This is a genomic window from Xylanibacter sp., from assembly GCF_057607445.1.
In genome coordinates this window covers 422,663-449,041 of record NZ_DBLZAX010000001.1, presented here as the reverse complement: position 1 = coordinate 449,041, position 26,379 = coordinate 422,663, and the positions used below count along the sequence as shown (strand labels likewise).

Genomic DNA, 26,379 nt, shown 5'->3' with positions numbered 1-26,379 from the left:
TAAAAGGGCACCTTTTAGAAGGCAAAAGACGGTCTTTTGGAAACGCACTGACTATCAACGGGTTACACAGCGCAAAACTCTGACATTTCAAAGCGCCGCAAGAGAGTCGCGCCATGACACAAAAATGCGTTGCGGCACGGCACATACGCACGAAGGCATGCATATAAGGGCCGGCACCAAAAAATCAAGACACCTTTTTGGTTGCGCACATTAAAATTATTTGTAACTTTGCCGACATTATCCAAATCGTCTAACAAATGACACTGCCGGAAGATTTTATAAATTACACTAAAGCGCTTACAGGCAACGAGTTGTGGAGCATCATAAGCCGCGGACTGGCCGACGAGCCGCCCGTGAGCATAAGGCTCAATCCGTTTAAGTGTGCCTGCGGCTCACCTGCCGAAAGTCTTTCTGACGGAAAGGTTGGCTGGTGCGACAGCGGATATTATCTTAACTCACGGCCAAACTTCACGTTCGACCCCCTGCTCCATGCCGGACTGTATTATGTTCAGGAAGCATCGTCGATGTTTCTCGACCGTGTCATGAGGCAGTATGCGTCCGACGGGCCGCTGACCATGCTCGACCTATGTGCCGCCCCGGGCGGAAAGTCGACCGTGGCGAGAGCAGCCCTGCCCGAAGGCAGCCTGCTGATAAGCAACGAACCGATGAGGACGCGCGCGCAGATTCTGGCTGAGAACATGCAGAAATTCGGTCATGAGGACGTGATTGTTACCAACAACTATCCGCGCGACTTCGGCAAGAGCCGTCTTATGTTCGACGTAATTCTCACCGATGTGCCGTGTTCGGGCGAGGGAATGTTCAGAAAAGACGACATGGCGATAAGCGAATGGAGCGTGCAGAACGTGGAGAAATGCTGGCGGCTACAGCGCGAGATTGTGAGCGACGTGTGGCAGTGCCTGAAGCCGGGCGGCCTGCTGATTTACTCAACATGCACGTTCAACACCAAAGAAGACGAAGAAAACATAAGATATATAACCGAAGAGCTGGGCGCAGAGTTGCTGCCCGTTGACATTGACGAAAGCTGGAAGATAACCGGCTCGCTGCTAAGCGGATTCGACAAACCTGTGTACCGTTTCCTGCCCGGACTTACTCGTGGCGAAGGAATATTCATGGCCGTGATGCGCAAAAACGGCGAACGCGACGCCAACGACACGCCGCGTAAGGACAAGAAGGCTAAAAAAGACAAGCAGCGCAACAGCAAGAAAGAGACGGCAAGCTGCAACCGCGACTGGATTAAGGACCCTGACAGATTCGACTTTGTAACCTCTGACAACATCACGGCAGCCATACCAAAGGCGTGGCGCGACGTGTATGACGCTGCTGCAAAGTCGCTTAAGATATTGTCGGCGGGAATAACCATCGGCGAAAACAAGGGCAAGGACATCATTCCGGCACAGGCGCTCGCCCTGTCGAGGGCACTCAACAAAGACACTTTCGCGCAGGCAGAACTCAACTACGCACAGGCCATGAGCTTTCTGCGCAAAGAGGCTGTAACCTTACCGGCCGACACGCCGCGCGGCTATGTGCTGGTAGAGTTCAACGGCGTGCCACTCGGATTCGAAAAGAACATAGGCAACAGGGCAAACAACCTTTACCCGGCAGAATGGAAGGTAAAGAGCAGTCATGTGCCTGACGAATACAATGAAATAATCAGAACAAAATAAACAACAATGAAACAATATCTCGACCTGCTAAGACGCATCAAAACCGAAGGCGTTATGAAGCACGACCGCACGGGGACGGGCACCATAAGCATCTTCGGCAATCAGATGCGCTTTAATCTTGACGACGGTTTTCCGCTTCTTACGACCAAGAAACTGCATCTGAAGTCTATCATTTACGAGCTTCTGTGGTTCCTTAAGGGCGACACCAACGTTAAATATCTTCAGGAACACGGCGTAAGGATATGGAACGAATGGGCCGACGAGAACGGCGAACTCGGTCCGGTCTACGGCCATCAGTGGCGCTCATGGCCCGACCACAACGGCGGACACATAGACCAGATAAAGAACATCATCAACCAGATAAAGAACACTCCAGACTCAAGGCGCATAATAGTAAGCGCATGGAACGTGGCCGACATTGAGCAGATGCACCTGCCGCCGTGCCACTGTCTGTTCCAGTTTTACGTGGCAGAAGGCCGCCTTAGTCTTCAGCTTTATCAGCGCAGCGCCGACACATTCCTCGGCGTGCCGTTCAACATTGCATCCTACGCACTGCTTCTGATGATGGTTGCACAGGTGACGGGACTAAAGCCGGGCGAGTTTATCCACACCACCGGCGACACACACATATATCTTAACCATCTTGAGCAGGTTGACCTGCAGCTCACGCGCACCCCGCGCCCTCTGCCTGTAATGAAGCTCAACCCCGACGTAAAAGACCTCTTCGACTTCAAATACGAAGACTTCACTCTCGAGAACTATAATCCCTGGCCGCATATTGCAGGAAAGGTGAGTGTATAAATTTCTGTAGTTAAAGTAGTTAAAGAAGTTACTGCTCACGTTGTTCGCCAAGTAGTTAAAGTCATTAGTCTTACAGGAAAAACATCCAACAACAAGAATATTGACAATAACAACAGCAGAATGCAGCAACAAAGGTAATGGCTTTAACTACTTTAACTACTATAACTACTTTAACTACTGAGATATCATGCAAATAACCATCATTGCCGCCGTGGCACAAAACCGGGCGATAGGAAAAGACAACAAACTGATTTACTGGCTGCCAAACGACCTCAAACGGTTTAAGGCCCTTACCACAGGACACACAATAATAATGGGACGAAAGACCTTTGAGTCGCTGCCGAAAGGGGCACTGCCCAACAGACGCAACATCGTCCTGAGCCGCAGCAAGCGCGACTTCGCCGGATGCGACTGCTACACATCGCTCGACGAAGCCCTGGCCAACTGCTCTGCCGACGAGGACATATATATAATAGGTGGGGCAAGCATCTACGAACAGGCCATAAAACGTGCCGACAGGTTGTGTCTTACGGAGATAGATGACACGCCGGAAGATGCCGACACATTCTTTCCTGAGTTTGACGGATGGAGAGAAGAAAAGCGTGAAGACCACGACATAGACGAGAAACATGCCTACAGATACGCTTTTGTAGACTATGTGAGATAATAAAATTTGTCGCCAAAGACAACCGGTCGGTTCTCTTTGGCGACAATTTTAAGATAAGCCCCAATAGTCATTTAACCCCAAATCTGTCATTAGGATTCGGTCTGTATTTTGCTTTATATTGAACGGTTTTTCGTTAGATTTTTCGCAGGCATATCGGGTTATGTCAATAAAAATATGACAAAAAGACGCCAATAGAAACAAAAAGACTGACTGAAAGCATCAATGCACAAAACTGATAAAGTAATATGCGGTTTAATTACCGAATTGGGTTAAATCCGCCCTAACACTATTTGCCTGAAGGCACGTCAGCCGTGGCGATATGTTCGGATATATATTTCTCTATCACTCCCTTACTGTAGCCCGACCACTTCTTGACAACTTTCCCGTCTGGCGACAAAAGTACGAAGGAAGGTATTCCGCGAACGCCATATTTAGCGGCAATGCCCGTATTGAGATTTTTGTCGCTGAGGTTCATCCATGTAATGCCTTCAGTGGCCGAATGCTCCTTCCACACCTTCTCATTGTCAACCGAAATGCTTACCGCCACAAGTCTGTCCTTATACTTGTCGGCTGCTTCCTTTATCTCAGGAATGGCCATCTTGCACGGACCGCAGCCACGGCTCCAGAAGTCGATAAGCACGTATCTGCCCCTGAAGTCAGACAAATGCCACAATTTTCCGTCAATATCATAGAGGTCGGCATCTGCAGCTTCCTCTCCTACCTCAACGACATGCTGGGGGAAAAGAACATTCTTGGCTTCACGGCCAGAGTAGGAATCACGCCACACATCAGGTATATAAGCATAGAGAGCCTTAGCCTTTTCCAGATTATCCTTGTTCTTGGAGATATTCACCATGTATGCCGTGTTAACATAATTCAGCATCCAGGCCTGGTCGACATCAAGCTTCGCCATAGCCTCAAGTTCTACGGCTGAGATGCGGTCCTGCAGCATGCTTTTCGCCTGCTTCATGCTGTCGAGTCTCGCTTTCTGCCTTTTCTTTTTCTCACCGGAATACTTGCCCGATTTTATCCTGCTGCGCAGAGAGTCATAATCTCCATCTAAAATCTGATATTCGTTCCAGAGATCGCGCGAACTTGCAAGTATCTTGCTCCTTGTCTGCTGCTCTGGCACATCGCTTTCAACGTTCCATGTATACACAAGAAGATTGTCGGCAGAGATTCTTATCGAACTTCCCGGCCGTACCCAAAGATACAAAATCATGCTGTAATAGTTTTCCGTCCTTGCCGTCAGGAACATCCAGTCGGTGCCGTTGCCTGAAGTTTCTTCCTCAAAACGGAACTTGCCGTTCCGCAAGGTGTCAGAAGCCACAAGCATTCCTACATTGTCTTCATTACGCAGAAGTTCAACGATAAGACCGTCGGGCACATTGGCAACACTTCCTTCAATAACAAACTTATTCTCAGCATGAAGGTTAATGGCCAAGAATAAAGATAAAATAAATAAGACTTGTTTCCTCATAATAACAAATTAACCAAGGCAATTACGCCTTGGTTTAAATTTTTATTCGATTACATCATCTTCGTCCTCATCGTCAACCGGTATGTCCACAATAGGCAACTGTCGGTCGAATGCCGAATTGAATGATATGATAGTCTCGCTTCGTGACAATCCCAGCGGCTGCAGACGGTCGTGAATGATGTTGAGCAAATGGTGATTGTTGAATGCGTAAATCTTAATAAACATATCGTAGTCGCCCGTTGTATAATGACATTCAACGACTTCAGGTATGTTTCTCAAAGCCTCAACAGCCTTGTCAAAATCTTCAGGATTCCTGAGGTTCAGACCTATATAAGCACATGTTTCGTAACCAATTTTCTCAGGGTCGATTATAAATTGTGAACCTTTCAACACTCCGAGACTATTGAGTTTCTGTATACGCTGATGAATGGCAGCGCCGCTTACGTTGCACGAACGAGCCACCTCAAGGAAAGGAATACGAGCGTCCTCAGCAATAAGCCTAAGGATTTTCTTGTCTAATGAATCTAAATTGTGATGCGCCATTTTCTAAGTTTTAGATTAAAACAAACATAAATACAGCCATGGATAAAGAGTGCTTTTGTTTTTATGCCATACGTCCGCCACGGCAAACGCCGGCATCTGTGACGCAAGAACATGCTGTTATCAAAATCCAACTGACCGATTAATTTGTGCAAAGATATGATAAATTTATCATTTCTGCAATAGATTTAAAGCAAAATTTTACTTCTTGATAACAGATTATAACATCTTTACAATAACAAAAATTACTTTTTGCTTTTTTCAACGGCTGAATAATTCACGCGCAGGGCACCAGCCTCACGCAGAGCCTGACGCAAATCGCTCATAACTCCCATCTCTGTCTCGCGGTCAGCCTTGACCGACACGCTCATTATTTTTGCGTCTTCAGGCGACATGCGGCGGCGTTCTTCTGTAACAAAGTCCACTACGGCAGGAATGTCTGCATACTTGTCGTTAATCTGTATGCGCGTATTGTTTCCAGCCTGCGGCCTCATCTCTTTTGTAGGCTTGCCGATATAAATATGTGTAATGGCAGATTTCTTTGTAAGTTTAGTAAGTTCTGTTCCCTCCGGCACTCTGTATTTCACTTTCAGAGTTACCTGGCGCATGTGTGTAACGGTGATAAAAAAGAACAGCACCGTAAATATAAGGTCGGGCAATGCAGCCGTGTTTAGCATCGGCACGGTACGCCTGCTGCGTCTGAACATTGTCATATCTCACCTCCTTCGGCTTCAGCCACCGTTGTCTCAGCTATACGCTGGGGATAATATTCTCTTACTTTCTCACGCTGCGCGGCCGTACAACGTTCGTACTCCCGCCCGTATGTCTTCAGTGCATATCTGTTTCTGAGAGTTTTATACGCCGCCATTATCTCGTTCTGTACGTTGAAATAAAGGTCATAACTGGTCTTGCGGTCTACCGTCACCGATATAATGTGACGCTGGCGGTCGGCCGTCTTGCCGACAAACGTCATCACACGCGAACGCAGCTGCGCAACATCAAGCGGCTTGCCGTCAGCAATAAGCTTGTTGGACGACGTAAGTTGCAGGTCGAGCATGTTGCCTTTGCTTATGTCAGCCACCTCTTCTGTCTTGTCACGGTCAGGCGGAGGCAACTGACGTTGCAGTCCCTTATCAACGTCCATAGACGTCATGATAAGGAAAAACACCAACAGGATGAAAGATATGTCAGCCGTTGACGTGGTGTTCAGCAAAGGTACTTCACGTTTGTTATGCCTCAGAATCATTTTCTTTGACCGATGTTATATTCTTCTTTATGCAAGTGCATGTACGCCATATCGCACACATTTGATGTCATGCCGTTTGTCTTAACACATATGTCTGATAAGGCGATATTCAGTACGACACTGCACTTTATTTATTCAGATTTACTTTTCTGTTGTATCCCGAAAGTCCGAACACTACGCCGCAGACGGCAACAAACAGCAATATCAACGCCGTATTGATGAACATGTCGGTAGCTTTAAGCCAGAACACATCAGCATATTTCACTCCGTTGACCATGACTGGCTCTGACGAACCAAGCAGGAACGTAAGCAACAGACTTGCTGCCGTAAGGCCTGTTGTAAGCCAGACAATCTTAGCCGCCGGAATATTGTTGATCGTGTCAGATGTCTTGTCGCGTCCCTTGATACTTCTGTACACGGCATAAGCCGTAATGCCCACCGTAGCCAGCACAAGCATATAAATAAACACAAGCACGGCATCAGTAAACATAGGAGCATTAAACGTCGGATCTTCATCATACGGAATGTCGTATCCTATCAGAAAGAACGCGCCGAACAGAAGCACAATGACGGCAAGCAGAACATACAGCACACGTGTGGATATCTGCTCTGCCGAAAGTTGTCTAATGCTTTTTAATGAGATGCGCATCATCGTGTAAGTTTATATTTCATTATGATGTCGAGCAGCGTTATGGCCGACTCTTCCATCTGACTCGTTATGTGCTCTATCTTTGAAAGTATGTAATTGTAGAACACCTGCATTATCAGGGCGGCAATAAGTCCGAATATTGTAGTTATCAGCGCCACCTTCATACCGGCAGCAACGATGGTTGGACTGATGTCGCCTGCCATCTGTATCTGCTCAAACGACATGACCATACCGATAACTGTACCAAGGAATCCGAGCGACGGAGCCATGGCTATAAACAGCGTTATCCACGAACATCCCTTCTCAAGGTTAGCAGCCTGCACCGAACCATAAGAAGTTATGCTGCGCTCAACGTCATCCATCGACTCGTCTATACGCATAAGACCCTGATAACAGATTGAAGCCACCGGTCCGCGCGTGTTGCGGCAGATGGTCTTTGCCCCTTCAATGTCGCCTTTCATAATGAGAGGCTCCAGGTCGGTCATAAGCTTTTTGGCGTTTATCTCAGATAATGTAAGATAAATTATGCGCTCAATGCAGAACGCAAGACCAAGCACCAGCACCAGTGCCACAAACGACATGAATCCGGCGTTGCCTTCAATATACTTTACCTTCAGTGTTTTATGGAAACCTTCACTCTCCACCGGCATCATCGTAGAGTCAGGCACTTCAGCCATGTCAAGGTCTAGCGAGTCGGCAGGTGCTGACTGAGCAGCAGTGTCTTGCTGTTCTTTTGCAGTGTTATCTTCCACAGCTTTCCCTGCAGGAGTTTGTGTTTTGTGCGACTTGGGCTGATCGGCAGCAAGAGTTGACACGGCTTTCGACTTCATCTGCCCGGTTATTTCACCATTCTGAGCAAACGCCGAATGGCCGATAGAAAATGCGAGGATCGTTGTTATTGCAATCTTTGCAATCAGATTACTCATATCTGTTATGAATTAGAAAAACATTAAGCGGAAAGAGGGGGATTCGAACCCCCGAAACGCTTTTAACGTTTACACGCTTTCCAGGCGTGCCTCTTCAGCCACTCGAGCACCTTTCCTTACCTGAACTTAATTTAGTTTACGGGATGCAAAATTATCTTTTTTCCATCTATTTTCATCAAAAAATCACATCTTTTTTAGCTTTACGCCGGCATTTTTGATATTTTTAGTTTTTACCGGCTTCCATATGTAATACTGCCACGCATGACATATTCTGACGTCCAATGAGAATAAGCGGAAAGAAAGAACGCACCAAACGTCATTCGCATTTATGCCAACAACATCTATCACACTGAAAACACGCGCTTTACGTTGGCATTTGTAGCCTCAGCCACTTGTTCCTCGCTCACTCCGTAACATTCTGCCATACGCTTCAGCACATAAGCCACGTAGGCACTCTCATTACGCTTTCCGCGCATCGGAACCGGAGCCATGTACGGCGAGTCGGTTTCAAGCACAATTCTGTCGAGCGGAACCGTGGGCAACACCTCCGGCAAATGAGACTTTTTGAAAGTCAGCACTCCACCGATGCCGAGTACAAACCTGTCGAACGACAGCAGTTCGGCAGCCTCCTTCTCGTTGCCTGTAAAGCAGTGGAAAACACCTCCCGGCAGTTTCTTCTCATAACTGCGCAACAGACGCACCATTTCGTTCTGTCCCTTCCGGCAATGTATCATCAGCGGCAGCCGATACTCTATCGACCATCTGACCTGCTCCTCAAACGCCAACAGCTGCTCCTGCTCAAACTCACGGCTCCAGTAATAGTCGAGTCCCACCTCGCCTACAGCAATAACCTTGTCGCGGTTGGCATCAAGTACAGGCTTCATTTCTTTCAATACATCCTGCCAGTCGGCTCTTACTTCTTCAGGATGCAGTCCTATCATCGGATAAGCATAGCCGGGATAACGGTCGCACACGGCAAGCACCCTGCTTACCGACAGCATGTCGATAGCCGGTATAAACACCTTGCTCACACCGGCATCCTTTGCTCTCTGTATTGTCTCATCACGGTCGGCATCAAACTCTTCGCCGTCGAGATGTGTATGTGTGTCTATAAAATTCATTCTCCAAACATTTTTTCAATTAAGACATCATTGTCCGTTACGGCTGTAGTGCAAAGAACAGCAGGCAACAGCAAGCCGGCAAACGGCAATGAAAGAACATTCAGCAGAATAGCACCAAAGCTTCAAATCAATATAAATGCTCTTCTTTTCTGCGGTAATAATATATTATGCCGTATTTGCGGCATTCGGCAAATCTCACCTCAGGCGGCTCATTCTTGAAGTTTTCCTCTATCTGATTCCACAGTTCCAACAGCACGCTGTCTACCTCCGGACGTATTGTCTTCAAAGCCTCAAGAGCCTGAGCGGTGCGGTCTTGCAGACGCTTTTGCTGATCGTTGTTCTCCTTGAATATGTCAAGATGAGTGCTGACCATGCCTATCGTAGGGTTAAATATCGGCCGTCCGCCTTTCTTTATCCGGGCTTTCTCGCCTTCAACAACCTGCGTGCCCCACTTTATCAGACCAGATATGGTCTTAATGTTGGGCAGCGACGTTGTACTCTCATCAAGTCCATACAGCTTGAGGTTCGACTTCTTAATCTCTCCGCGCTCTACCGACATCAAAAGCACCTGCACAAAATGGCTTACATACATCGTGGCATTGCGCTGCAGCTTGTCGCCCTTTCCGGCTCCTCTCAGCTGGGCTGCATAGCTCACCTTATACTGCTCAGAGGCTGTGAGCAGTCTGTCGTATGCCGGCTGCGCACGGTTAAGGGTTTTCCAGTCTATGAAGCGGTTGCGCACGGTGTAGATATCGTTGTTGTCGAGCAATGTCTTCAGTGCCCTCAAACGGGCTGCGTCTGTCTTCGGTAGTCGTCGGTATGGCATTTCTTTTATATCACATAAAAATATTATTAAATAAATCTCACGCCGGCAAAGCCTCTTGCAGGCCCGGCCGGCATCCGCATAATCATCCCGCACAAAGACATGGCGGGGAAAGGAACTAAAGCAGACTGCCGCCTAAGCCTTGCGGCCCATCATGGCATCGGTGTATGCACGGAGCACGCTCTTGCGCTCATCGTCAACACTGACGAGATCGAGATATTTGCGGCTTTGCTCAAAATAGTATTTTATTCTGTCTTCAGCCAGGCGGTCGATGCCCAGTTCGTTATATATCGAAGTAACGGCCTTTATCTTCTCCTCAGGATTAAAGTCAGTGGCCGTAATCCATTTAACGAGTTCATTGCGGCGTGCCTCGTCGGCTCTGTTATATGCATTGATGAGCATATATGTCTTTTTGTTGCACAGGATATCGCCACCTATGGCCTTGCCGAAAACCTTCGGGTCGCCATAGACATCAAGATAGTCGTCCTGCAGCTGGAAGGCCAGACCTATCTGCTCGCCAAACTTATACAAATTGTCGGCATCGCTCTCTGAAGCTCCGGCCAGCACGGCACCTATCTTCAGGGCGCATGCCAGCAGCACGCTCGTCTTGAGGCGTATCATCTCTATATACTCTTCCTCTGTAACATCGGTGCGTTTCTCGAAGTCCATGTCATACTGCTGTCCCTCGCCTACCTGCAGAGCCGTCTCTATAAAAGTGTCGAGCACGGGCTTCACCTTGTCGGGTGCGCTCTGCGCCATGCGCTTGAACGCCAGCACATACATGCTGTCGCCTGACAGCACGGCCGTATTGGCGTTCCATTTAACGTGTACGGTCTGGTGGCCGCGCCTCATGGCAGCGTTGTCCATAAGGTCGTCGTGCAGCAGCGTGTAGTTATGATAAATCTCAAGGCCGCAGGCCTGAGACAATATGCTCTCGGGGTCATCCTTATATAAATTGTAGGCCATCAGCACCAGCGACGGGCGTATGCGCTTGCCGCCCATCGACAGCACATACTTAATGGGGTCATAAAGGCTCTGCGGCTTACGTTCGTAAGGCATGTTGTCAAGATACGAGTTAATCTTTTGTAGTATTTCGTTTGCCGTTAACATAGTGATAAAGGTTTTTAAGATTGCAGAATAATTATTACAACTTAAACACGACGGGAATGCAGAAGTACGTGCGGCATGGCTTACCGTGGTCCTCGCCCGGTTTCCATTTCGGCATTATGCGTATCACGCGCAATGCCTCGCGGTCGAGCTCGGGGCTGACCGATTTAACCACCTTCGGACTGCTTATCGTTCCGTCTTTATTTATTATGAACGACACAAGGACCTTGCCCTGTATCTTCTGTTGCTGTGCAATGACAGGATATGAGAGATTCTTGGTGAGCCACTTCATAAACTCCACCATGCCACCGGGAAACTCCGGCAGGCGCTCTATAACCTGAAAGTTGAGAGGATTGTCGTCTTCGTCAACAGCCACAGGCGACAGTGCCGCTGTCTGGCTCTCTGCAGCCTCGCTGCTTCCGGCAGCTCCGGCCTGCGCGTCATTATCGGTGTCTGTGCCGTCATGCTGTTCCACCACGTCGGCAACCTGCTCGTCCACCACCTTCATTTTCTCGGGCACGGCAGCCTTGGGGGCAACCTGAGGGGCGGCAATCATGTTCTTCTGCTGCAGCACAGGCATCATCTCAATGTCTTGCGAAACATCGTCAAGAATATCGTCAGCTACGTCAGTCGACGGGCTTGACGTGGTAAATTCAAGGCAAACCAGGAACAGCGACAGCACTACTATCAGACCTAACAAGAAGCCTGATGCGCGCTGATGTTCCAAGTCGGCCTTATATGATTTCTTAAGTTCCACCTGACCAATGATGATTAATACCTTAGGGCCTGCACATACTAATCTGACTTTTTTGGCGTTATTATCAAGAACAAATGTGCATGACACCTTATTTTCACTCTACAAAAGTAACGTAGATATTTGAAAAAAGGTGTATCTTTGCCGTAAAAATAACAGAAATCGATGAAAAAAACCGTTTTTTTGTTTTTGCTGACGCTTTTTGCCGTTACTGCCGGCGCGCAGGACAGCCAGACCGGATACAACTTTCTGCGTATTCCGGTAAGTGCCCACGCTGCAGCTCTCGGCGGCGAAAACATCACCATAATAGAAGACGACCCTTCGCTGATGTTCAGCAACCCTGCACTGCTTGCATCGGTGAGCGACAAAAGCATTAACCTCAACTTCATGACCTACATGGCGGGTGCAACCACAGCCAGTGCATCGTTCAACCGCATCATAAAGGACAAGGCCTCCGTGGCCGTCATGGCTCAGTATATGGACTACGGAAAGATGAAGGAGACTGACGAGAACAACGTCATAAAAGGCGAGTTTTCGGCCAAGGACATTGCCATAAGCGGAGTGTTCAGCTATATACTGACCGACAAACTGGTTGGCGGAATAACGGCTAAATTCATAAATTCTTACATCGGCGACTACAGCTCGCTGGCCGTGGGCATAGACCTCGGACTCAACTATTATGACCCTGACCGCGAATGGTCGGTGTCGCTCGTGGCAAAAAACCTGGGCGGACAGATAAAGGCCTATGACGAGGAGTACGAGAAGATGCCGTTCGACATGCAGGCAGGAGTTAGCAAAAGGTTTGCGTCGCTGCCGTTCAGGCTGTCGGCAACGCTGGTTGGACTTACCGACTGGGACTATGGGCTGATAAATCACCTCGTGATTGGCGCCGACATCATCCTGTCGCAGCAGATATACCTGGCTGCCGGATATAACTTCAGGCGTGCCGACGAGATGACGATAGGCAGCGGCACCGACGACGAGAGCAGCCACGGAGCGGGATGGTCGTTCGGAGCGGGCCTGCAGCTCGAACGCTTCAAGCTGCAGCTGGGCTACGGCAAATATCACGTGTCGTCAAACTCGCTGCTCGTAAACGTCAGCTATTCGCTGTAAAGGGCCGCACAGAGACTGCATGCGGCAGACATCAATAAAAGAAAAAATATCAAGAACAAAATAAACAAGACATGAAGAAAATAACAATAGCCATCGACGGTTATTCGTCATGCGGCAAAAGCACTATGGCCAAAGACCTGGCACGTGAGGTGGGATATATCTATGTCGACACGGGCGCGATGTACCGCTCTGTCACGCTCTATGCCATGCGCAACGGTCTGTTTAACGCCGACGGAAGCATCAACACCGGCGAACTCGAACAGAAGATGGGCGAGATAATCATTTCGTTCAGGCTGAACAGCGAGACCGGCCGGCCGGACACTTACCTCAACGGCGAACTTGTTGAGAAAGACATACGCACAATGGAGGTGTCTGCCCGCGTAAGCCCTATAGCCGCACTGCCGTTTGTAAGAAAGGCCCTCGTTGCCCGGCAGCAGGCCATGGGCAAGGAGAAAGGCATAATAATGGACGGAAGAGACATAGGCACCGTGGTATTCCCCGACGCCGAACTCAAGATATTCGTAACGGCATCGGCCGAAGTGAGGGCGCAGAGACGCTACGACGAACTGAAGGCCAAAGGCATGCCGGCCGACTTTGACGACATACTGAAGAACGTGAAGGAGCGCGACTATATCGACTCTCACCGCGAGGTGTCGCCGCTGCGCAAGGCCGACGACGCCATAGAGCTGGACAACAGCAACATGACCATAGCCGAGCAGAAGGCATGGCTGATGCAGAAGTTTAACGAGGCCACAGCCTGACAAATAACGACAGCAAGGGGACATGAAGCTACTGAAAGAGCGCATAATGCGCGACGGAAAATGTTTTGAGGGCGGCATCCTGAAGGTTGACAGCTTTATCAACCATCAGATGGACCCTATCCTGATGAAGTCTATAGCAGTGGAGTTTGTCAGAAGGTTTGCCTCTACCAACATCAACAAGATTATAACCATTGAAGCCAGCGGCATAGCCCCGGCCATAATGACGGGCTATCTGCTTGAGCTGCCGGTGGTGTTTGCCAAGAAGAAAAAGCCAGTAACGATGGAAAACATGCTCACCACGACGGTCTACTCGTTCACAAAGAACCGCAACTATGACATCTGCGTGAGCAAGGACTTTCTGCGCAAAGGCGACCACGTATTGTTCATTGACGACTTTCTGGCCAACGGCAATGCTGCCAAAGGCATAATAGACCTCGTAAACCAAGCCGGAGCCACGCTTGCAGGCATGGGTTTCATCATAGAAAAGGCCTTTCAGCACGGCGGCGAATATCTGCGCAACGCCGGCGTGAGAGTTGAGTCGCTGGCAATAATTGACAGCCTTGACAACTGCGAGATAAAGATAAGATAACACCAAAAAAGGAATATACATAGAAGCATCATGGCGGCGGTTCACAGTTGTGCCGCCGCCATAATTATTCCATTTGTCCCATTACTACAATCACTCTCACTACTCCCATAATCCCCATCCCCCAACAATGCCACTCACCCCTCGAACAGCCCACGAGCTGCACACCGTGGAACTGATGATACGCCTGTATTGCCGCCATAAGGAGGGCAACAGGGAGCTGTGTCCTCAATGCCGCGAACTGCTTAAATATGCCTCGTCGCGCCTTGCCCGTTGTCCGTTTCAGGACAACAAGCCGACATGCCGCCTGTGCAAGGTGCACTGCTACAAGCCCGAAAAGCGCGAGCAGATACGCCAAGTGATGCGCTATGCCGGACCGCGCATGCTCTTATATTATCCGGCAGACGCCATAAAGCACATGGCAAGGGAGATTGCGCTGAAGATGAAGCGTAAGGGCAAGTAACTTATACATAAATATAATATGCCACATATTGCGGTGCAAAAGGGCATCTTTTACAATGCAATATGTGTCCTTTTGCAGCATAAAAGGATACCTTTTGCAAAAGGATATTGCGAAAGATCAAACTAAAAATAATTTTATCAGAAACTCATCACTCGTCACATCAGGCTTTAACTTTCTGAAATACAACACGTTAGAGTGTGACGAGTTGTATTTTAAACTCATCACACGGCTGAAAACTCACGTAAAATTTATGTTTTTAGCATATATGCGTGCAAACTTACCTACGTACAAAGCCATCATTAATATGTCTGCACGCTATTTCATGATAGCGGATGCTGCTCCATATTGCTCGCCCACCTCATTTCCACGGTTTACCTTCTTGCCATATCCAAACGTATATGTAACAGACAGGTTTAGACGCCGGTGAAAATTGTTGCCATTAACGAACTGCGTCTCTGAATAGAGAGGAGTCATCAGTTTGCTGGTTGAGCACAGCCAGTCATTACGAAACATATTCATCGCACTGACACGTATATTCCAACCCGAACGGCTCCATCCGGCAAGCATTTGATAAAAATCACGGTCTTCGTATATCACGCCCCGGTTTCCCTGCACAGTGAGGTTCTTTGTCTGATAAGATGCCTGAAAATAGAAGTTGCCAAGATAATATGTTGCAGAGGCACTGCAATAAAACGGCGAACGCCTGATGTCGAATAGTCCTGACATGCGATATAACGACACAGAAGGAGAGGCAGCCAACTGAAGGTTGCCGTTAAGCAGTTTATAATTAAACGACATGCCTATCTGTGTACGGTTATAGTCGCAATCTGTCTCAAAGGTTCTCAGCAGAGCTGTGCCGCCGTTATATGGCTTATAAACAGGTACATAAAGATTGAACTCGCCGAAATACTGCACAAACGCCGAAGCCGAAAAAGCATTGACCGGCATCCAGTTGTACGACAGATTGAATGTAACCTGCCTAGAAAGTCCGAGATTGGGATTTCCGGTATAATACATCAGCTCGTTTTGCTGAAGCACATTAGGTGTCTTTTCACTTGCGCCCGGATAGTTTGCACCGAAATGAAAATATGTGCGGAACGAGTGTTTACGCGAGGGAGAGAAGCCTACTGACAGATTGATCAACGGATAAATTTCAGCAACCGAAAGGTCGTTTATTTTATTCCTTTCCCACTGAAAGGCAGCGTCGGCACTTATATTCCACACCTTATTCAGAAACTTATAGCCGAGGGCGGCACCTGAATAGGTATCAGAAAAATCATTGTCATAAGGAGATGTGCCGAAATAGCTTACCTGATTGGACGTGGAGCCAAACCAGGCGCGGAAGAAAGCCGTATGGCTGTCGGTAAATTTCTTGAAAAGCGTTGCACTGCCGCGAAACTGCCATACGTCTTCTTTTGAATTGTTCGCTATGGCCTCACTGCCCGGCAACGAGGTCTGATAGTTGTATGAATAATTGGTATGGCCGTAATTTATGCCGGGAGACACGCTGACATGAAAGCTGTGTGGCAGGATAAAATAATAATTTCCCGACCATACGAAATAACGGCTCACGTAGGGTTCGTTCTTCAAATAAGAATAGTCTGCATTATTTTGAGGAACAAACGACAATGTTCCGCCGGTCCGGGCCATCGCCGACTGGTCTAAATTAAAACCTATGGTGTTGGCTATCTGCATTTTGTCGGTATCGTAAACAGCACGGAAAGAAACAGGATACTGGTTATACTTGAAACGTGAATAGTCCAACGCCTCGTTTCTTGTTGTCTGAAAAGCCTGACCATTTTCATCCTCAATACTGTAAATACCCTCAACAGAATTGCCGTAATGATTAATGTCGTGGTTGGAGGTACCGGCATATAAATCGTATGTCATGCGTTTATACACAAACTTTGAATATACCGAAGCCCGGTTTGAAAGCCTGCCGGTAAGGAAATTTTCATTCAGAGTGGCCTTGGTATAACCTCCGTATTCATATTTCTGTACTATGAAATTAACGACATGCTCACTTCCCTGAAAACGCGGATCTGCGGGAAAGTCAAGATATTCAACTCTGCGTACATCTGAAGTCAAGATGCCTTCCATCTCTTCGGCCGACGCCGGAATATAGTTGATATATATAGCCACACTCTGCCCGCTTGTGGTAGTTACGGCATTGTCCATCAGATTAATGTTGATCTGAGGCAGTGCGAGCTGTTGTAGAAGGTCTATCGCATTTTGCGCTGACTGTCTCTGCTTCATCGTCGGAATGTATGTTGACGACATGGCATTGGTGTGCTGCATCTTGGCCTTGACCACCACTTCGTCAATTTCTTTTGTGCGTATGCTGTCTGAAGTTTGAGCCGTCATTTTTACAGGAAATGTGCATACTAGCCATAATGACAAAAATGCTCCCGGTAAATATGCGATATCATTTTTTACAAAATCTTTCATATTTATATTCATATATTGTTTTTATTTCCATTAAACCTGCTCAACCTGGATGAAAGCAGAATGTGATGAGTTGCAGCATCAACTCATCACATTGTAACATTCTGACATTCAACGTATTGAAACAGAATGTGACGAGTGATGAGTTTTTAACAAAAATATATTCTGTTTCAGCCGCCATTATGATAAACAGAATGGCGACTGCCGGGCATTTCCGTTTTTACCGGCACAGCTAAATGCCGTTAATTATTCTGTCGCGACACCTCTCCATTAGCCATTTGGGCGTACTCGTAGCTCCGCAAATGCCTATCGTGTCGATGCCTTCGATCCATTCGCGCTTAATCTCGTCGGGGCCTTCAATAAGATGACTGTTGGGATTGACGCTCCTGCACTCGTTGAAGAGCACCTTGCCGTTGCTGCTCTTGCGGCCGCAGACAAAGAGAATGAGGTCGTGGCGCTTGGCAAACGAACTGATGTTTGGCATGCGGTTGGCCACCTGACGGCATATCGTGTCGAAGCTCCTGAATGTGGCTTCAGGCGAGATGTGCTCCTGGATATAGTCGATTATGCGGTGAAACTCGTCTAGCGACTTCGTTGTCTGCGAATATAGATATATGTCGCGGTTGAAGTCGAGCGCCTTTGCATCGTCTATTCCGGCTATGACGATGGCCTTGCTGTTGGTCTGTCCTACAAGTCCGAGCACCTCGGCATGGCCCGGCTTGCCGAATATTACGATCTGCGCATCCGGATTAGAGTCGTATTCGCGCTTGATGCGCCGCTGCAGCTGCAGCACCACTGGGCATGTGGCGTCTATTATCTCTATGTTGTTGCGGCGTGCCACCTCGTAAGTCTCGGGCGGTTCGCCGTGGGCACGCAGCAGCACCTTCACGTCGTGAAGAGCCTTCAGCTCGTCGTGGTTAATGGTTATAAGTCCCATGCTGCGCAGGCGTTCACACTCCATTCCGTTGTGCACTATGTCGCCCAGGCAGTATAATGTCTTTCCGGCCGCAAGCTCTTCTTCGGCCTTTCTTATGGCAGTGGTAACCCCGAAGCAGAATCCGCTGCCGTCATCGATTTCTATCTGTACCATCTTCTTGATGTTTCTTATAAAACAATCCCAAACCGTCATTAGAGCGCACATAGTATTATCTGTCTTGTGCATTCATACTTTCAGCCTGTCTTTTTGTTTCTATCAGCAGATTTCCGTTAAATTTTTCTTGAATAGTCAGCTATACCAGCAAAACAATTAATGTAAATCAACTCAATATAAAGCAAAAATCAGAGCCTAATCATAATAACGATTTGGGATAATTCATGACCGGACTGAGCCGGTCATGAATAAAAACAAACAGGCATTCTGACCGTAATAATATATTCCTATAGCTCTATATTTGCCTGTCGCGGCATAAGCCTTACGGTCTTTCTGTGCCGAAATATGTGTCGAGCAGTTCTTTTGCTGCCACGAAGCTCGTCTTTGTTCCGGCCAGCACCGAGTCTTCTGACGCCTTCAGTTTCTGCTGTATGAGCGGATTGTTATAGAAGCTGCCGCGCAGATGCTCATTTATGGTTTCATACATCCAATATTTGCTCTGCTCGTTACGGCGGTAGTTGAAGTAGCCGTTGTGCTTAACAAAGTCGACATACTGATAAACCATATCCCACACTTCCTTTACGCCTGTGCCGTAGAAGCCGCTGTAGCAGAGCACCTTGGGCTGCCAGCCGCTGTCTGATGGCGGGAAGAAATGCAGGGCGTTGCGGAAGTTGGTGGCGGCAATGTGGCACTTATCCACATTGTTACCGTCGCACTTGTTGATAACTATGCCGTCGGCTATCTCCATGATGCCTCGCTTTATACCCTGAAGCTCGTCGCCCGTGCCGGCCAGCTGAATGAGCAGGAAGAAGTCAACCATAGAGTGACATGCCGTCTCGCTCTGCCCTACGCCCACCGTCTCGACAAATATCTTGTCGTATCCGGCTGCCTCACACAGTATGATAGTCTCGCGGGTCTTGCGCGCCACGCCTCCCAGCGAGCCTGCCGTAGGACTGGGACGTATGAAGGCTTCTTCACGCAAAGAGAGTTTTTCCATACGGGTCTTGTCGCCAAGAATACTTCCCTTGGAGCGTTCAGAACTGGGGTCGATGGCCAGGACGGCCAGCTTGCCGCCAAAACGGTCGAGCACATGCACGCCAAACTGGTCGATAGAGGTACTCTTTCCGGCACCCGGCACACCGCTGATGCCTATGCGCAGCGACTTGCCGCTGTAGGGCAGGCACTTCTCGATAACCTCCTGAGCCTTCTGCTGGTGGTCGGGATTAACACTCTCTATCAGCGTAACGGCCTGGCTTAGCACCGTAACGTTGCCTTTAAGGATGCCTTCCACCATCTCGCCCACTGTATACTCACGGCGCCTGTAGCGTGCGCGGTTAAGATATGGATTCACTGTTGAAGGCTGCTCTACTCCGGAATTAACCGTAAGCCCCTTATACTCACTGCTGTTTTCTGGATGTTCCATAACAATATTATTTCACTTTTACATGTATAACAACCTTTGGTTTTGCCGGGTCGTTGGTTATCATCAGCACACGCGGCTTGCTCCTTGCGCTCTTCAACTGCTTCTTGTAAGCCGTGATCTTCAGTTTTGCCGATTCGCCCGGACGCAGCTTCGACTTGTTCAGCTTCACCTTCAGACCTGTTGTGAACATCTGCATTGAACGTATGTCGAGCCTGCTCTTTCCGTTATTTTCAATGATTATCGTTCCGCTCTTGTCGTCCTTGTCGCCGAACGTGCCGAGGTCGAGAGTCTCTGACGACAGCTTTATCACCGGCGCATTGTGCTTCTGTGTCTCCGACATGTTTCTGAATCCGGGGAGCAGAACGGCCGAAACAGATATTTCCTTGTCGGCGCTGACCTTGTCGCCGGGATACATTCCGAGATATACCGACGACTGCGTAAGTCCGTAATCACGCAGCTTCAGCGAGTTGAGCGTTATCGTTGCCACGCCGGTGTGTCCAGGAGCAATGGTTGTAGGCGACACTGACGCCGTAAGGTAATCAGGCAGGTGCATCACAACCGGACTGACGCTCTCAGATCCGCTGTTGATGATGTGTATCTTCTGTATAGGCATGTCGCCCACGTTGACATCATCAAACTCGATGTTGTTGTTGTCTGTCCTCACGCTGCCGATAGTGTAGTCATACTTTCCGGTGAAGTCGATAAGCTTGTCAACCACCACTCCCTTCATCTTCAGATAGAAGGGCTTGTCGGAAGCATTGCTGTAAACGGCCACTTCCTTTTCAAAATGTCCGAGCTGACGTGCATCATAAGTAACCTCAACCGTAAAGTTGTCGCCCTTCATGATGCTGCCGCGCGGATAGCTCGCAATGGCACATCCGCAACTCGTCCTAACTGTGTCGATTATCAGTTCGTTGCCCTTGTTGCGCAACTCAAACTTCGCCGTGACGGGCTGTTCATAAAGAACGCTTCCGCAGTCGATAACCTCGTGCTTGGCAGATATGCGCTGTGCCGCCATGTCGAAGGCAAAGGCGGCAACCAGGGCTGTCAGTATTATTTTTCTTTTCATAATTCAATTCTCTTTCAATCATTCAATAACAATAACCTTAGACACTGCGCGTCCTGAATATTCAGGCGAGTAAGCACACTGCACGGTGCATGTACCTGTCTCGTAAGTGCCTTCACGGTCAACATAATATTCTGTCTCTATAACGTGCGTTCCCTTGCTGAAACGGTCGAAATAATAGTTCGTAACATTGTCTTTCGGCGTGCAGTAATATCCGCCGGCGTATCCGCTGAGCTGTCTGAGCGGCTCCATGCAGGCGGCACGCTTGTCGCTCACCTGAACAAAGTCGTAATCGCGGTCAGCTACTATGGTTATGCGCACCTTGATGCGTGAGCCTACTTTCAGACTTGCGGGCGTAGTGCCGTCGGCAGAAAGTATTTCTCTTGTAACCTTGAAGCCCGATGAAGCGGCATCTATATCAGAAACCTTGCATACTGACTGGGCATAAACGGCGCCCCATGATGTGCCTTCAGATGTCTTGTTTACGGTCAGCTTGCCGGGGTTGGCAACGCTTGTTGCCGACTTGACGTAACCCAGACCTGCGGTGGCAGGCGACATGTCGAGCTTCTTGCCGTCGAGCGTTATCTCTGCCTTCTCGCCCTTGTTCAGCACCGACATGTTATCGCTTAAGAAAGCATAAACGGCATTTGCGCTGTTGACCGGTGTGTTCCAGCCCTGCACTCTCTTCTGCTGCAGCAGCCATTGTCTCATCTCGTCGATTTCTGCCGAATAGCCACTGGCGTCAACAAGCTTCATCGCCTCTATTACTGCAACCTGTGTAGGTATGCGGTAATCAAACCAGTTGTAGCCTGCGCGCGGCGAGTCGTAGTAGCGGCCCATAGTTTCTGTCTTAACCGAATATTCCTCAAGACTCTTCAGGTATTCACCTGCGAGCTTGCTCTCGCCGTTCTTTGACAATACAACAGCCATGAGAGCCTTGCCGTAAAGGTTAAGTGAAGTGTTCTTTGTCTTAAGATATCCGAGCAGATAGTCTGCCGCAGAACGTTCTGCCGACGTAAGTTGTCTGTCGCCAAGGGCGCAGATATACAGATACTGCAGTGCCGAGTAGTCGCGTATTCCGTATGCGTTGCCTTTCTTTTCGGCCTCCTTTATCTTCTCAACTTCATCCACAACGACGCGTCCGAGATAAGTCATTGCCTTGTCGAGCATGCCTTTTGTCTCGTTCTGAACGCCTATCATTGTGTTCAGACGGGTAAGCAGCTCAGCAATGCTTGCCGTCAACGACGGCGAGCCGTAAGGCATTCCCTGCCACCACGACCAAGAGCCGTCGGCCTGATTCTGCAGCTTTTGCAGTTTGCCGAGCATCAAGCTAATGTTGTTGTTGAGCGAAGAGCTGTCGAAATAGTTGGCAAGGAGACGTTTCTGCTCAGCCTCATTGTCGGCATCTGCCACCCAAGGCGTCTCGTTGAGCACAATGTCCTTAAGTTCCTGATTCTTCTCCAGACTGCTCAACAGACTTGTCTGTTCTGCCTCACGCTTCCACTGTTCGAACGTTGTCTTAGCCTGCGGAGCGTTCTTCAGGATGTAGTTGCTTATGCTGTTGGCATAATATGCCGTGGCAAGACTTATGGCGTTGTTGTCGCTGGCGGTGCCTATGTAAGGCAAAGCCTGAAGCACGAGCCATGCAGGATTGTTGGTGTATTCAACCGTCAGCTTGTTGTTTCTGCCGCCCTTAGCGAACAGGTTGCCAAGGTCTATCGTCTTCTGGCCGGGCTGCGTCTGTGTGAACGGCACCGTATTGGTTACAAGTTCCTCGTCTGCCAGTACCGGAAGATAGTGCTGCTCGCCGTCGCTAAAGTTGCGTCCGTTTGCAAATATCTTGCACACAAGCATTGAACTGTTGGCGTCAGGGCAATATTCGAACGATACGGCTGTTGTCTGTCCGGCAGCAACCTTGAACGATTTTTTCTGCTCAAACACCGTTTTGTCTGTCTCAGGATCTACGAGCTGCATAACAGCCGTACCCTCTGCACTCTTCTCTGAAGTGTTGAATATTCTTGCTGCTATCGAAGCACGGTCGCCTACACGTACAAAGCGCGGCATGTTGGGCTGCACCATAACGGTCTTGCGCGCAACGGTTTCGCTCTCGATAAGTCCGAAGTTTACGTCCTTGTCGTGAGCAAGTCCCATAAACTTCCATGTTGTTATGCTTTCGGGCAGAGTAAACTTAACGCTCACGTTGCCTTTGTCGTCTGACTGAAGTGCGGGATAGAAGAACGCCGTCTCGTTAAGGTTCTCGCGCAACTGAACGTTGTCTGCAGAACGGCCCTGAGCAGAACCGTTGTCGGCTGTTACAGGAGGCTCTGCAAGCTCTTCCTTGCTCTTAACCGAAGCAGATTCGCTCTCGCCGGCCGACATGGCTGAATCGGAAGCCACAGCCTGCTTCTTAACTGCGCTTCCGGCAAGACTTAGTCTCAGACCGCCATTAACCCCATAGCCTCTCAACATTATATTCGACACGAAGAAATTATCAATGTCAAACCTGTTCATATCGAAGTCGTCCACATCGAGCAGCTTGATGTCGGCCGCACTTGAGAAGTGCAGACCATTCTGATATACAGAACGCCACTGAGTGTAAGGCTCACTGATGGTCATGTCATTGTAGAACCACCAGCTGAACGGAGTTATCTGGTTGAGCGAGCTGTCATAAAGCGTAGCCATGAGCTGTGCCTTGGCAGCAGTGCCGTCGGGTCTTGTTATGTTGAGCGTCCACTCTTCGCTCTGTCCCGGAGTAAGTCTGTCGCGGAAAGTGGTCCACTTCAGCATCAGTCGTCTGTCGGGAACAGGACGTGTGATATACACACTGTGATTATAGTCCTTGCCGTCCTTCACCCATACGAGGTTTATCTTCAGGCCGTCGCCATACTCTTCCTTATATGTCAGAGTGCGTGTTGACAGCTGGTTGCTAAGGTCTGTTGCGCCGTCGGCAATTACCTTATCGCCTGAAATGACGGTGTAAAGGATATGTGTGTCGGCATCAGACGAGCCTACCTGCAGATAAACCGGACTGCCGTCTGACGGGAACTTGGTGTCTGAAAGATAGAACCAGTCGTGTGTTTCAACACAAGGCTTCGTGTCGTCGAGGCTGAACACGACGAAATCCTGCTTCAGCGTGTCTGTGCCGCAGATAGCCACGAGCTTATGGCGGCCCGACTTTAGCTGCGACGCCGTGTTCCATGTGATGCTCTCGTCGCGGTTGGTTCTTGCCTTGAAGGCATTGAACGAGCCGTCGATGTAATATCTAACGTTGTCGTCGATGTCAACACCTGCCATATTCTTGTATACAAACTTTATTGTCTTCAGACTGTCGCGGAGTATGCGTCCGGGCAAAGTGGTGCTCAGTGCGGCGGGCTTATTGCCCAAAGGCAGCGCCAGCTGTCCGCTGCGAGTCTCGCCTGCCTGGTCGGTAACTTCGGCATCAGCGGTTATTGTATAGAAGCGTGCAATGCTGTTGAACGTGCGTTCGTCAATGCCGCCGTCGGTATCTGCCCATGCGGGGAGCACCATAGGCATCTCTATCTTGAAAGCTCCGTCAGCATCGGTAACGGCCTCGCCCTTTACGAGCACGTCGGTTCCGGAACCGTTAGTGTAAGCCGATGCATAATAGCGCCACCACAGCGACTGGCTGCGCTTAACCGTGTAGCTGACCTTTGCGCCCTGAACCGGCACGCCGGCATAGGTCTTTGCATGAGCCGTAACCACAAGCGTGTCGCCGCTCTGATATCTCTGGTTGATTTTGGGGAACTCTACCTGGAATGTAGGACGTTTGTACTCTTCCACCGTAATGTTTACAGAAGCATTGATGCCGAAGTCGCCCTGTATGGTGTAGCGGCCCGTAAGTCCGCCCGAAGGCAGCGCAAAGTCGGTGCTGGCCGTACCATATTCGTCGGTAGTTACAGTGGCCTCGCTAACCACCTTATAGTTAGCGTCTCTCATAGTGAGCTTGAATGACTTGCCTGCAACGACCTTGCTTTCCATGCCTTTCTGAGTGTTATATGTCACGGCTGCCACATGAACAGTCTGTCCCGGACGGTAAATCTTACGGTCGGTGAAGATGTTCAGCACGTCGCGGTCGCCCTTCTGGGCATAATAAGAGAAGCTGCTCCATGTGCCAAGCATAGGCGCCGCCTTGTCTCTCTCTGTGTAAGCGCGCAGCATTCTGATACCGTCGCCGGCCATACTGAACACGGTTTCGCCCTTATCATTGCATGTAAGGGTATGCGTCTTCTTGCCGTTTGTCTGCACGACGATGGTTGCGCCGGGCATAGGCTGGCCGGTTGTGGCACTAAGAGCTGCGAGGCGCAGCTTGTTGCCGGGCAGCTGATGATGCACCACGAACATGTCTGTTACATACAGCAGGCGTCTCTGCGGCTCAAGATTCTTATTGTCTGAAGAAACTTCAACCATATAAACGCCTACCGGCATGCCGGCAAGCACGATCGAGTCTTTGATTATCTTGTATTCAGGCTGACCGGGATAGCGCTTCGTCTGCACGTTCTCTGTCAGCGGAACAATCTTCTTGCGAAGTTCCTTATATCCGTCATCCTGCGAAGGATTAAGCTCTGTGTCGCCGTCAACGGCCAGACGCGCCACCTTAACCTTAATCTCACTGACATTACGCAGATTCATTTTTATGACGTTGCGCTTGTAAGGCAACACCACATTATTGGTTAGACTGATTACAAACTGCGGATTGGTCAGCCTTTTAAGTTCGTTGCGCAGCACGTTCATACGCGGCCATTCGCCCCAGCGGTTAACGGCGTTATTGATGTAAGCCACCAGGTCGTCGGCGTTAACGTCATTGCAGTTCTGCATAAAATTATAGCGTTCAACGGCCACTTCGCCACAAGCATTGAGGTCAAAATATATGTTTATGAGCGAATCGAGCGACACGGCATAGCGCGACTTCTTTAATTCGCGGAAATAGATGCCGCCGTTGCGCTGATTGTTCTGCCTGACCATAGCCAGGGCCGTCAGCAACGTGGCTGTGCGGTTCTGCGTGGTTGCATAGTAAGAATGCATTGTGGCATAGTCTTCTGCCGTATATCCGATAAGACTCAGAAGGTCGTCGTTGAAGTATTTGCCGTCGCGTCCCTTTACGACAAACGGCTCATAGCAGAGTGCCTTCTTTGATGCGAGCAACGCAGGGTTGGCCAGCGACTTGCGGAAAAACTCGGCAGCCTTGGCCGAATTGTCTATTCCGACAGCGGCATACGGACTAAAATTGCGGTAAGAACTGTATATCTTGCCCAGTGCCGCATAATAGACAGCCGACAGAGCGCCGTCTGACTTGCTGCATGCTTCGGCCTTGTCTTCAAGCCGGGCTAGCTTTGAAGGAAGCGAGTCGGGCGAGATAGAATACCAAACCGACGCCATGCACGTCTCTGCCTTAAGCAGATGGCCATAGTCGCCGCCGGCCTCAGCCTTGTCGGCAATGGCCTGCAGCAGTTGTATCTGTGTCTTCGGCAGGTCCTTATTGGCTGCCTCGTCTACCTGTTTCCATAATTTCGAATAGCTGTCGCCAAACATTGCAGCCGGCACCAGCATAAAAGCCGTAAGTAAAAGGAAAGCGGTTTTTCTCATAATCAACAAAGTTTTTATTCTTAATACAA

General features: G+C 49.1%; 22 protein-coding genes and 1 tRNA gene. 7 read left to right on the top strand and 16 right to left on the bottom strand.

The features are described from left to right. Positions 1-257 precede the first annotated feature (257 nt). The 3 genes from ACZMIG_RS01760 (at position 258) to ACZMIG_RS01750 (ending at position 3,153) form a co-directional block, all read left to right on the top strand. Positions 258-1,685 (top strand): methyltransferase RsmF C-terminal domain-like protein, encoded by a 1,428-nt coding sequence (locus tag ACZMIG_RS01760; RefSeq protein WP_418874016.1) that lies wholly within the window; start codon positions 258-260, stop codon positions 1,683-1,685. 6 nt (positions 1,686-1,691) lie between these two features. After that, positions 1,692-2,486 (top strand): thymidylate synthase, encoded by a 795-nt coding sequence (locus ACZMIG_RS01755; protein ID WP_053397468.1) that lies wholly within the window; start codon positions 1,692-1,694, stop codon positions 2,484-2,486. Between the two features lie 187 nt (positions 2,487-2,673). Next, positions 2,674-3,153, top strand: a complete 480-nt coding sequence (locus ACZMIG_RS01750; protein WP_053397467.1) for a dihydrofolate reductase — start codon at positions 2,674-2,676, stop codon at positions 3,151-3,153. Positions 3,154-3,439: 286 nt separating this feature from the next. On the opposite strand, the gene ACZMIG_RS01745 is transcribed toward ACZMIG_RS01750, so the two are convergent. The 11 genes from ACZMIG_RS01745 to ACZMIG_RS01695 form a co-directional block, all read right to left on the bottom strand. Beyond that, positions 3,440-4,633, bottom strand: coding sequence for a TlpA family protein disulfide reductase (locus tag ACZMIG_RS01745; protein ID WP_418874015.1), 1,194 nt, complete (start codon positions 4,631-4,633; stop codon positions 3,440-3,442). 42 nt (positions 4,634-4,675) lie between these two features. Continuing rightward, positions 4,676-5,176 (bottom strand): Lrp/AsnC family transcriptional regulator, encoded by a 501-nt coding sequence (locus ACZMIG_RS01740; RefSeq protein ID WP_021853883.1) that lies wholly within the window; start codon positions 5,174-5,176, stop codon positions 4,676-4,678. A gap of 242 nt (positions 5,177-5,418) precedes the next feature. Then, complete coding sequence (locus ACZMIG_RS01735) at positions 5,419-5,886, bottom strand: ExbD/TolR family protein (protein ID WP_125103834.1); 468 nt, start codon at positions 5,884-5,886, stop codon at positions 5,419-5,421. Further along, positions 5,883-6,419 (bottom strand): ExbD/TolR family protein, encoded by a 537-nt coding sequence (locus tag ACZMIG_RS01730; RefSeq protein WP_021853885.1) that lies wholly within the window; start codon positions 6,417-6,419, stop codon positions 5,883-5,885. Before ACZMIG_RS01730 ends, ACZMIG_RS01735 begins: the two co-directional genes overlap by 4 nt. 127 nt (positions 6,420-6,546) lie before the next feature. After that, positions 6,547-7,071 (bottom strand): hypothetical protein, encoded by a 525-nt coding sequence (locus tag ACZMIG_RS01725; RefSeq protein ID WP_239684850.1) that lies wholly within the window; start codon positions 7,069-7,071, stop codon positions 6,547-6,549. Beyond that, the gene (locus ACZMIG_RS01720; RefSeq protein WP_316936635.1) at positions 7,068-7,994 is read right to left on the bottom strand and encodes a MotA/TolQ/ExbB proton channel family protein; all 927 of its coding nucleotides are present in this window, start codon (positions 7,992-7,994) and stop codon (positions 7,068-7,070) included. The genes ACZMIG_RS01725 and ACZMIG_RS01720 overlap by 4 nt, the downstream gene beginning before the upstream one ends. A gap of 28 nt (positions 7,995-8,022) precedes the next feature. Then, a tRNA-Ser gene (locus ACZMIG_RS01715) sits at positions 8,023-8,110 on the bottom strand. A gap of 228 nt (positions 8,111-8,338) precedes the next feature. Then, positions 8,339-9,115 (bottom strand): TatD family hydrolase, encoded by a 777-nt coding sequence (locus ACZMIG_RS01710; RefSeq protein WP_418874014.1) that lies wholly within the window; start codon positions 9,113-9,115, stop codon positions 8,339-8,341. 127 nt (positions 9,116-9,242) lie between these two features. Further along, complete coding sequence (locus ACZMIG_RS01705; protein WP_021853889.1) at positions 9,243-9,941, bottom strand: hypothetical protein; 699 nt, start codon at positions 9,939-9,941, stop codon at positions 9,243-9,245. 132 nt (positions 9,942-10,073) lie between these two features. Beyond that, the gene (locus tag ACZMIG_RS01700; protein ID WP_021853890.1) at positions 10,074-11,048 is read right to left on the bottom strand and encodes a polyprenyl synthetase family protein; all 975 of its coding nucleotides are present in this window, start codon (positions 11,046-11,048) and stop codon (positions 10,074-10,076) included. A 34-nt stretch (positions 11,049-11,082) separates the two neighbouring features. Then, on the bottom strand, positions 11,083-11,802 hold the full coding sequence (locus tag ACZMIG_RS01695) for an energy transducer TonB (protein ID WP_053397462.1): 720 nt from the start codon (positions 11,800-11,802) through the stop codon (positions 11,083-11,085). A 162-nt stretch (positions 11,803-11,964) separates the two neighbouring features. Here ACZMIG_RS01695 and porQ point away from each other — a divergent pair, with 162 nt between their 5' ends. The 4 genes from porQ to ACZMIG_RS01675 all read left to right on the top strand — a co-directional run bounded on the left by porQ (position 11,965) and on the right by ACZMIG_RS01675 (position 14,722). Then, positions 11,965-12,912, top strand: coding sequence for a type IX secretion system protein PorQ (gene porQ, locus ACZMIG_RS01690; protein ID WP_487888920.1), 948 nt, complete (start codon positions 11,965-11,967; stop codon positions 12,910-12,912). A 71-nt stretch (positions 12,913-12,983) separates the two neighbouring features. Further along, positions 12,984-13,673, top strand: coding sequence for a (d)CMP kinase (gene cmk, locus ACZMIG_RS01685; RefSeq protein ID WP_487888919.1), 690 nt, complete (start codon positions 12,984-12,986; stop codon positions 13,671-13,673). Between the two features lie 22 nt (positions 13,674-13,695). After that, complete coding sequence (gene xpt / locus ACZMIG_RS01680; RefSeq protein ID WP_487888918.1) at positions 13,696-14,262, top strand: xanthine phosphoribosyltransferase; 567 nt, start codon at positions 13,696-13,698, stop codon at positions 14,260-14,262. Positions 14,263-14,389: 127 nt separating this feature from the next. Beyond that, on the top strand, positions 14,390-14,722 hold the full coding sequence (locus tag ACZMIG_RS01675) for a nitrous oxide-stimulated promoter family protein (RefSeq protein WP_487888917.1): 333 nt from the start codon (positions 14,390-14,392) through the stop codon (positions 14,720-14,722). 315 nt (positions 14,723-15,037) lie between these two features. Here the strand turns inward: ACZMIG_RS01675 and ACZMIG_RS01670 are convergent, their stop codons facing one another. The 5 genes from ACZMIG_RS01670 to ACZMIG_RS01650 form a co-directional block, all read right to left on the bottom strand. After that, the gene (locus ACZMIG_RS01670) at positions 15,038-17,170 is read right to left on the bottom strand and encodes a TonB-dependent receptor (protein WP_418874941.1); all 2,133 of its coding nucleotides are present in this window, start codon (positions 17,168-17,170) and stop codon (positions 15,038-15,040) included. Between the two features lie 229 nt (positions 17,171-17,399). After that, positions 17,400-18,257, bottom strand: coding sequence for a 4-hydroxy-3-methylbut-2-enyl diphosphate reductase (locus ACZMIG_RS01665; RefSeq protein ID WP_302697826.1), 858 nt, complete (start codon positions 18,255-18,257; stop codon positions 17,400-17,402). Positions 18,258-18,579: 322 nt separating this feature from the next. Then, positions 18,580-19,680 (bottom strand): methylmalonyl Co-A mutase-associated GTPase MeaB, encoded by a 1,101-nt coding sequence (meaB, locus tag ACZMIG_RS01660; protein WP_021853899.1) that lies wholly within the window; start codon positions 19,678-19,680, stop codon positions 18,580-18,582. A 7-nt stretch (positions 19,681-19,687) separates the two neighbouring features. After that, positions 19,688-20,749, bottom strand: coding sequence for a DUF1573 domain-containing protein (locus ACZMIG_RS01655; protein ID WP_021853900.1), 1,062 nt, complete (start codon positions 20,747-20,749; stop codon positions 19,688-19,690). Positions 20,750-20,767: 18 nt separating this feature from the next. Further along, a complete protein-coding gene (locus ACZMIG_RS01650) occupies positions 20,768-26,350 on the bottom strand; it encodes an alpha-2-macroglobulin family protein (RefSeq protein ID WP_487888916.1) in 5,583 nt (1,860 codons plus the stop codon). Between the last annotated feature and the right edge of the window lie 29 nt (positions 26,351-26,379).

Excerpts from the sequence above, each read along its gene's own strand:
- ACZMIG_RS01760 (WP_418874016.1), top strand. The coding sequence starts at position 258 with ATGACACTGCCGGAAGATTTTATAAATTACACTAAAGCGCTTACAGGC.
- ACZMIG_RS01755 (WP_053397468.1), top strand. The coding sequence starts at position 1,692 with ATGAAACAATATCTCGACCTGCTAAGACGCATCAAAACCGAAGGCGTT.
- ACZMIG_RS01750 (WP_053397467.1), top strand. The coding sequence starts at position 2,674 with ATGCAAATAACCATCATTGCCGCCGTGGCACAAAACCGGGCGATAGGA.
- ACZMIG_RS01745 (WP_418874015.1), bottom strand. The coding sequence starts at position 4,633 with ATGAGGAAACAAGTCTTATTTATTTTATCTTTATTCTTGGCCATTAAC.
- ACZMIG_RS01740 (WP_021853883.1), bottom strand. The coding sequence starts at position 5,176 with ATGGCGCATCACAATTTAGATTCATTAGACAAGAAAATCCTTAGGCTT.
- ACZMIG_RS01735 (WP_125103834.1), bottom strand. The coding sequence starts at position 5,886 with ATGACAATGTTCAGACGCAGCAGGCGTACCGTGCCGATGCTAAACACG.
- ACZMIG_RS01730 (WP_021853885.1), bottom strand. The coding sequence starts at position 6,419 with ATGATTCTGAGGCATAACAAACGTGAAGTACCTTTGCTGAACACCACG.
- ACZMIG_RS01725 (WP_239684850.1), bottom strand. The coding sequence starts at position 7,071 with ATGATGCGCATCTCATTAAAAAGCATTAGACAACTTTCGGCAGAGCAG.
- ACZMIG_RS01720 (WP_316936635.1), bottom strand. The coding sequence starts at position 7,994 with ATGAGTAATCTGATTGCAAAGATTGCAATAACAACGATCCTCGCATTT.
- ACZMIG_RS01710 (WP_418874014.1), bottom strand. The coding sequence starts at position 9,115 with ATGAATTTTATAGACACACATACACATCTCGACGGCGAAGAGTTTGAT.
- ACZMIG_RS01705 (WP_021853889.1), bottom strand. The coding sequence starts at position 9,941 with ATGCCATACCGACGACTACCGAAGACAGACGCAGCCCGTTTGAGGGCA.
- ACZMIG_RS01700 (WP_021853890.1), bottom strand. The coding sequence starts at position 11,048 with ATGTTAACGGCAAACGAAATACTACAAAAGATTAACTCGTATCTTGAC.
- porQ (WP_487888920.1), top strand. The coding sequence starts at position 11,965 with ATGAAAAAAACCGTTTTTTTGTTTTTGCTGACGCTTTTTGCCGTTACT.
- cmk (WP_487888919.1), top strand. The coding sequence starts at position 12,984 with ATGAAGAAAATAACAATAGCCATCGACGGTTATTCGTCATGCGGCAAA.
- xpt (WP_487888918.1), top strand. The coding sequence starts at position 13,696 with ATGAAGCTACTGAAAGAGCGCATAATGCGCGACGGAAAATGTTTTGAG.
- ACZMIG_RS01675 (WP_487888917.1), top strand. The coding sequence starts at position 14,390 with ATGCCACTCACCCCTCGAACAGCCCACGAGCTGCACACCGTGGAACTG.
- ACZMIG_RS01670 (WP_418874941.1), bottom strand. The coding sequence starts at position 17,170 with ATGAAAGATTTTGTAAAAAATGATATCGCATATTTACCGGGAGCATTT.
- ACZMIG_RS01665 (WP_302697826.1), bottom strand. The coding sequence starts at position 18,257 with ATGGTACAGATAGAAATCGATGACGGCAGCGGATTCTGCTTCGGGGTT.
- meaB (WP_021853899.1), bottom strand. The coding sequence starts at position 19,680 with ATGGAACATCCAGAAAACAGCAGTGAGTATAAGGGGCTTACGGTTAAT.
- ACZMIG_RS01655 (WP_021853900.1), bottom strand. The coding sequence starts at position 20,749 with ATGAAAAGAAAAATAATACTGACAGCCCTGGTTGCCGCCTTTGCCTTC.
- ACZMIG_RS01650 (WP_487888916.1), bottom strand. The coding sequence starts at position 26,350 with ATGAGAAAAACCGCTTTCCTTTTACTTACGGCTTTTATGCTGGTGCCG.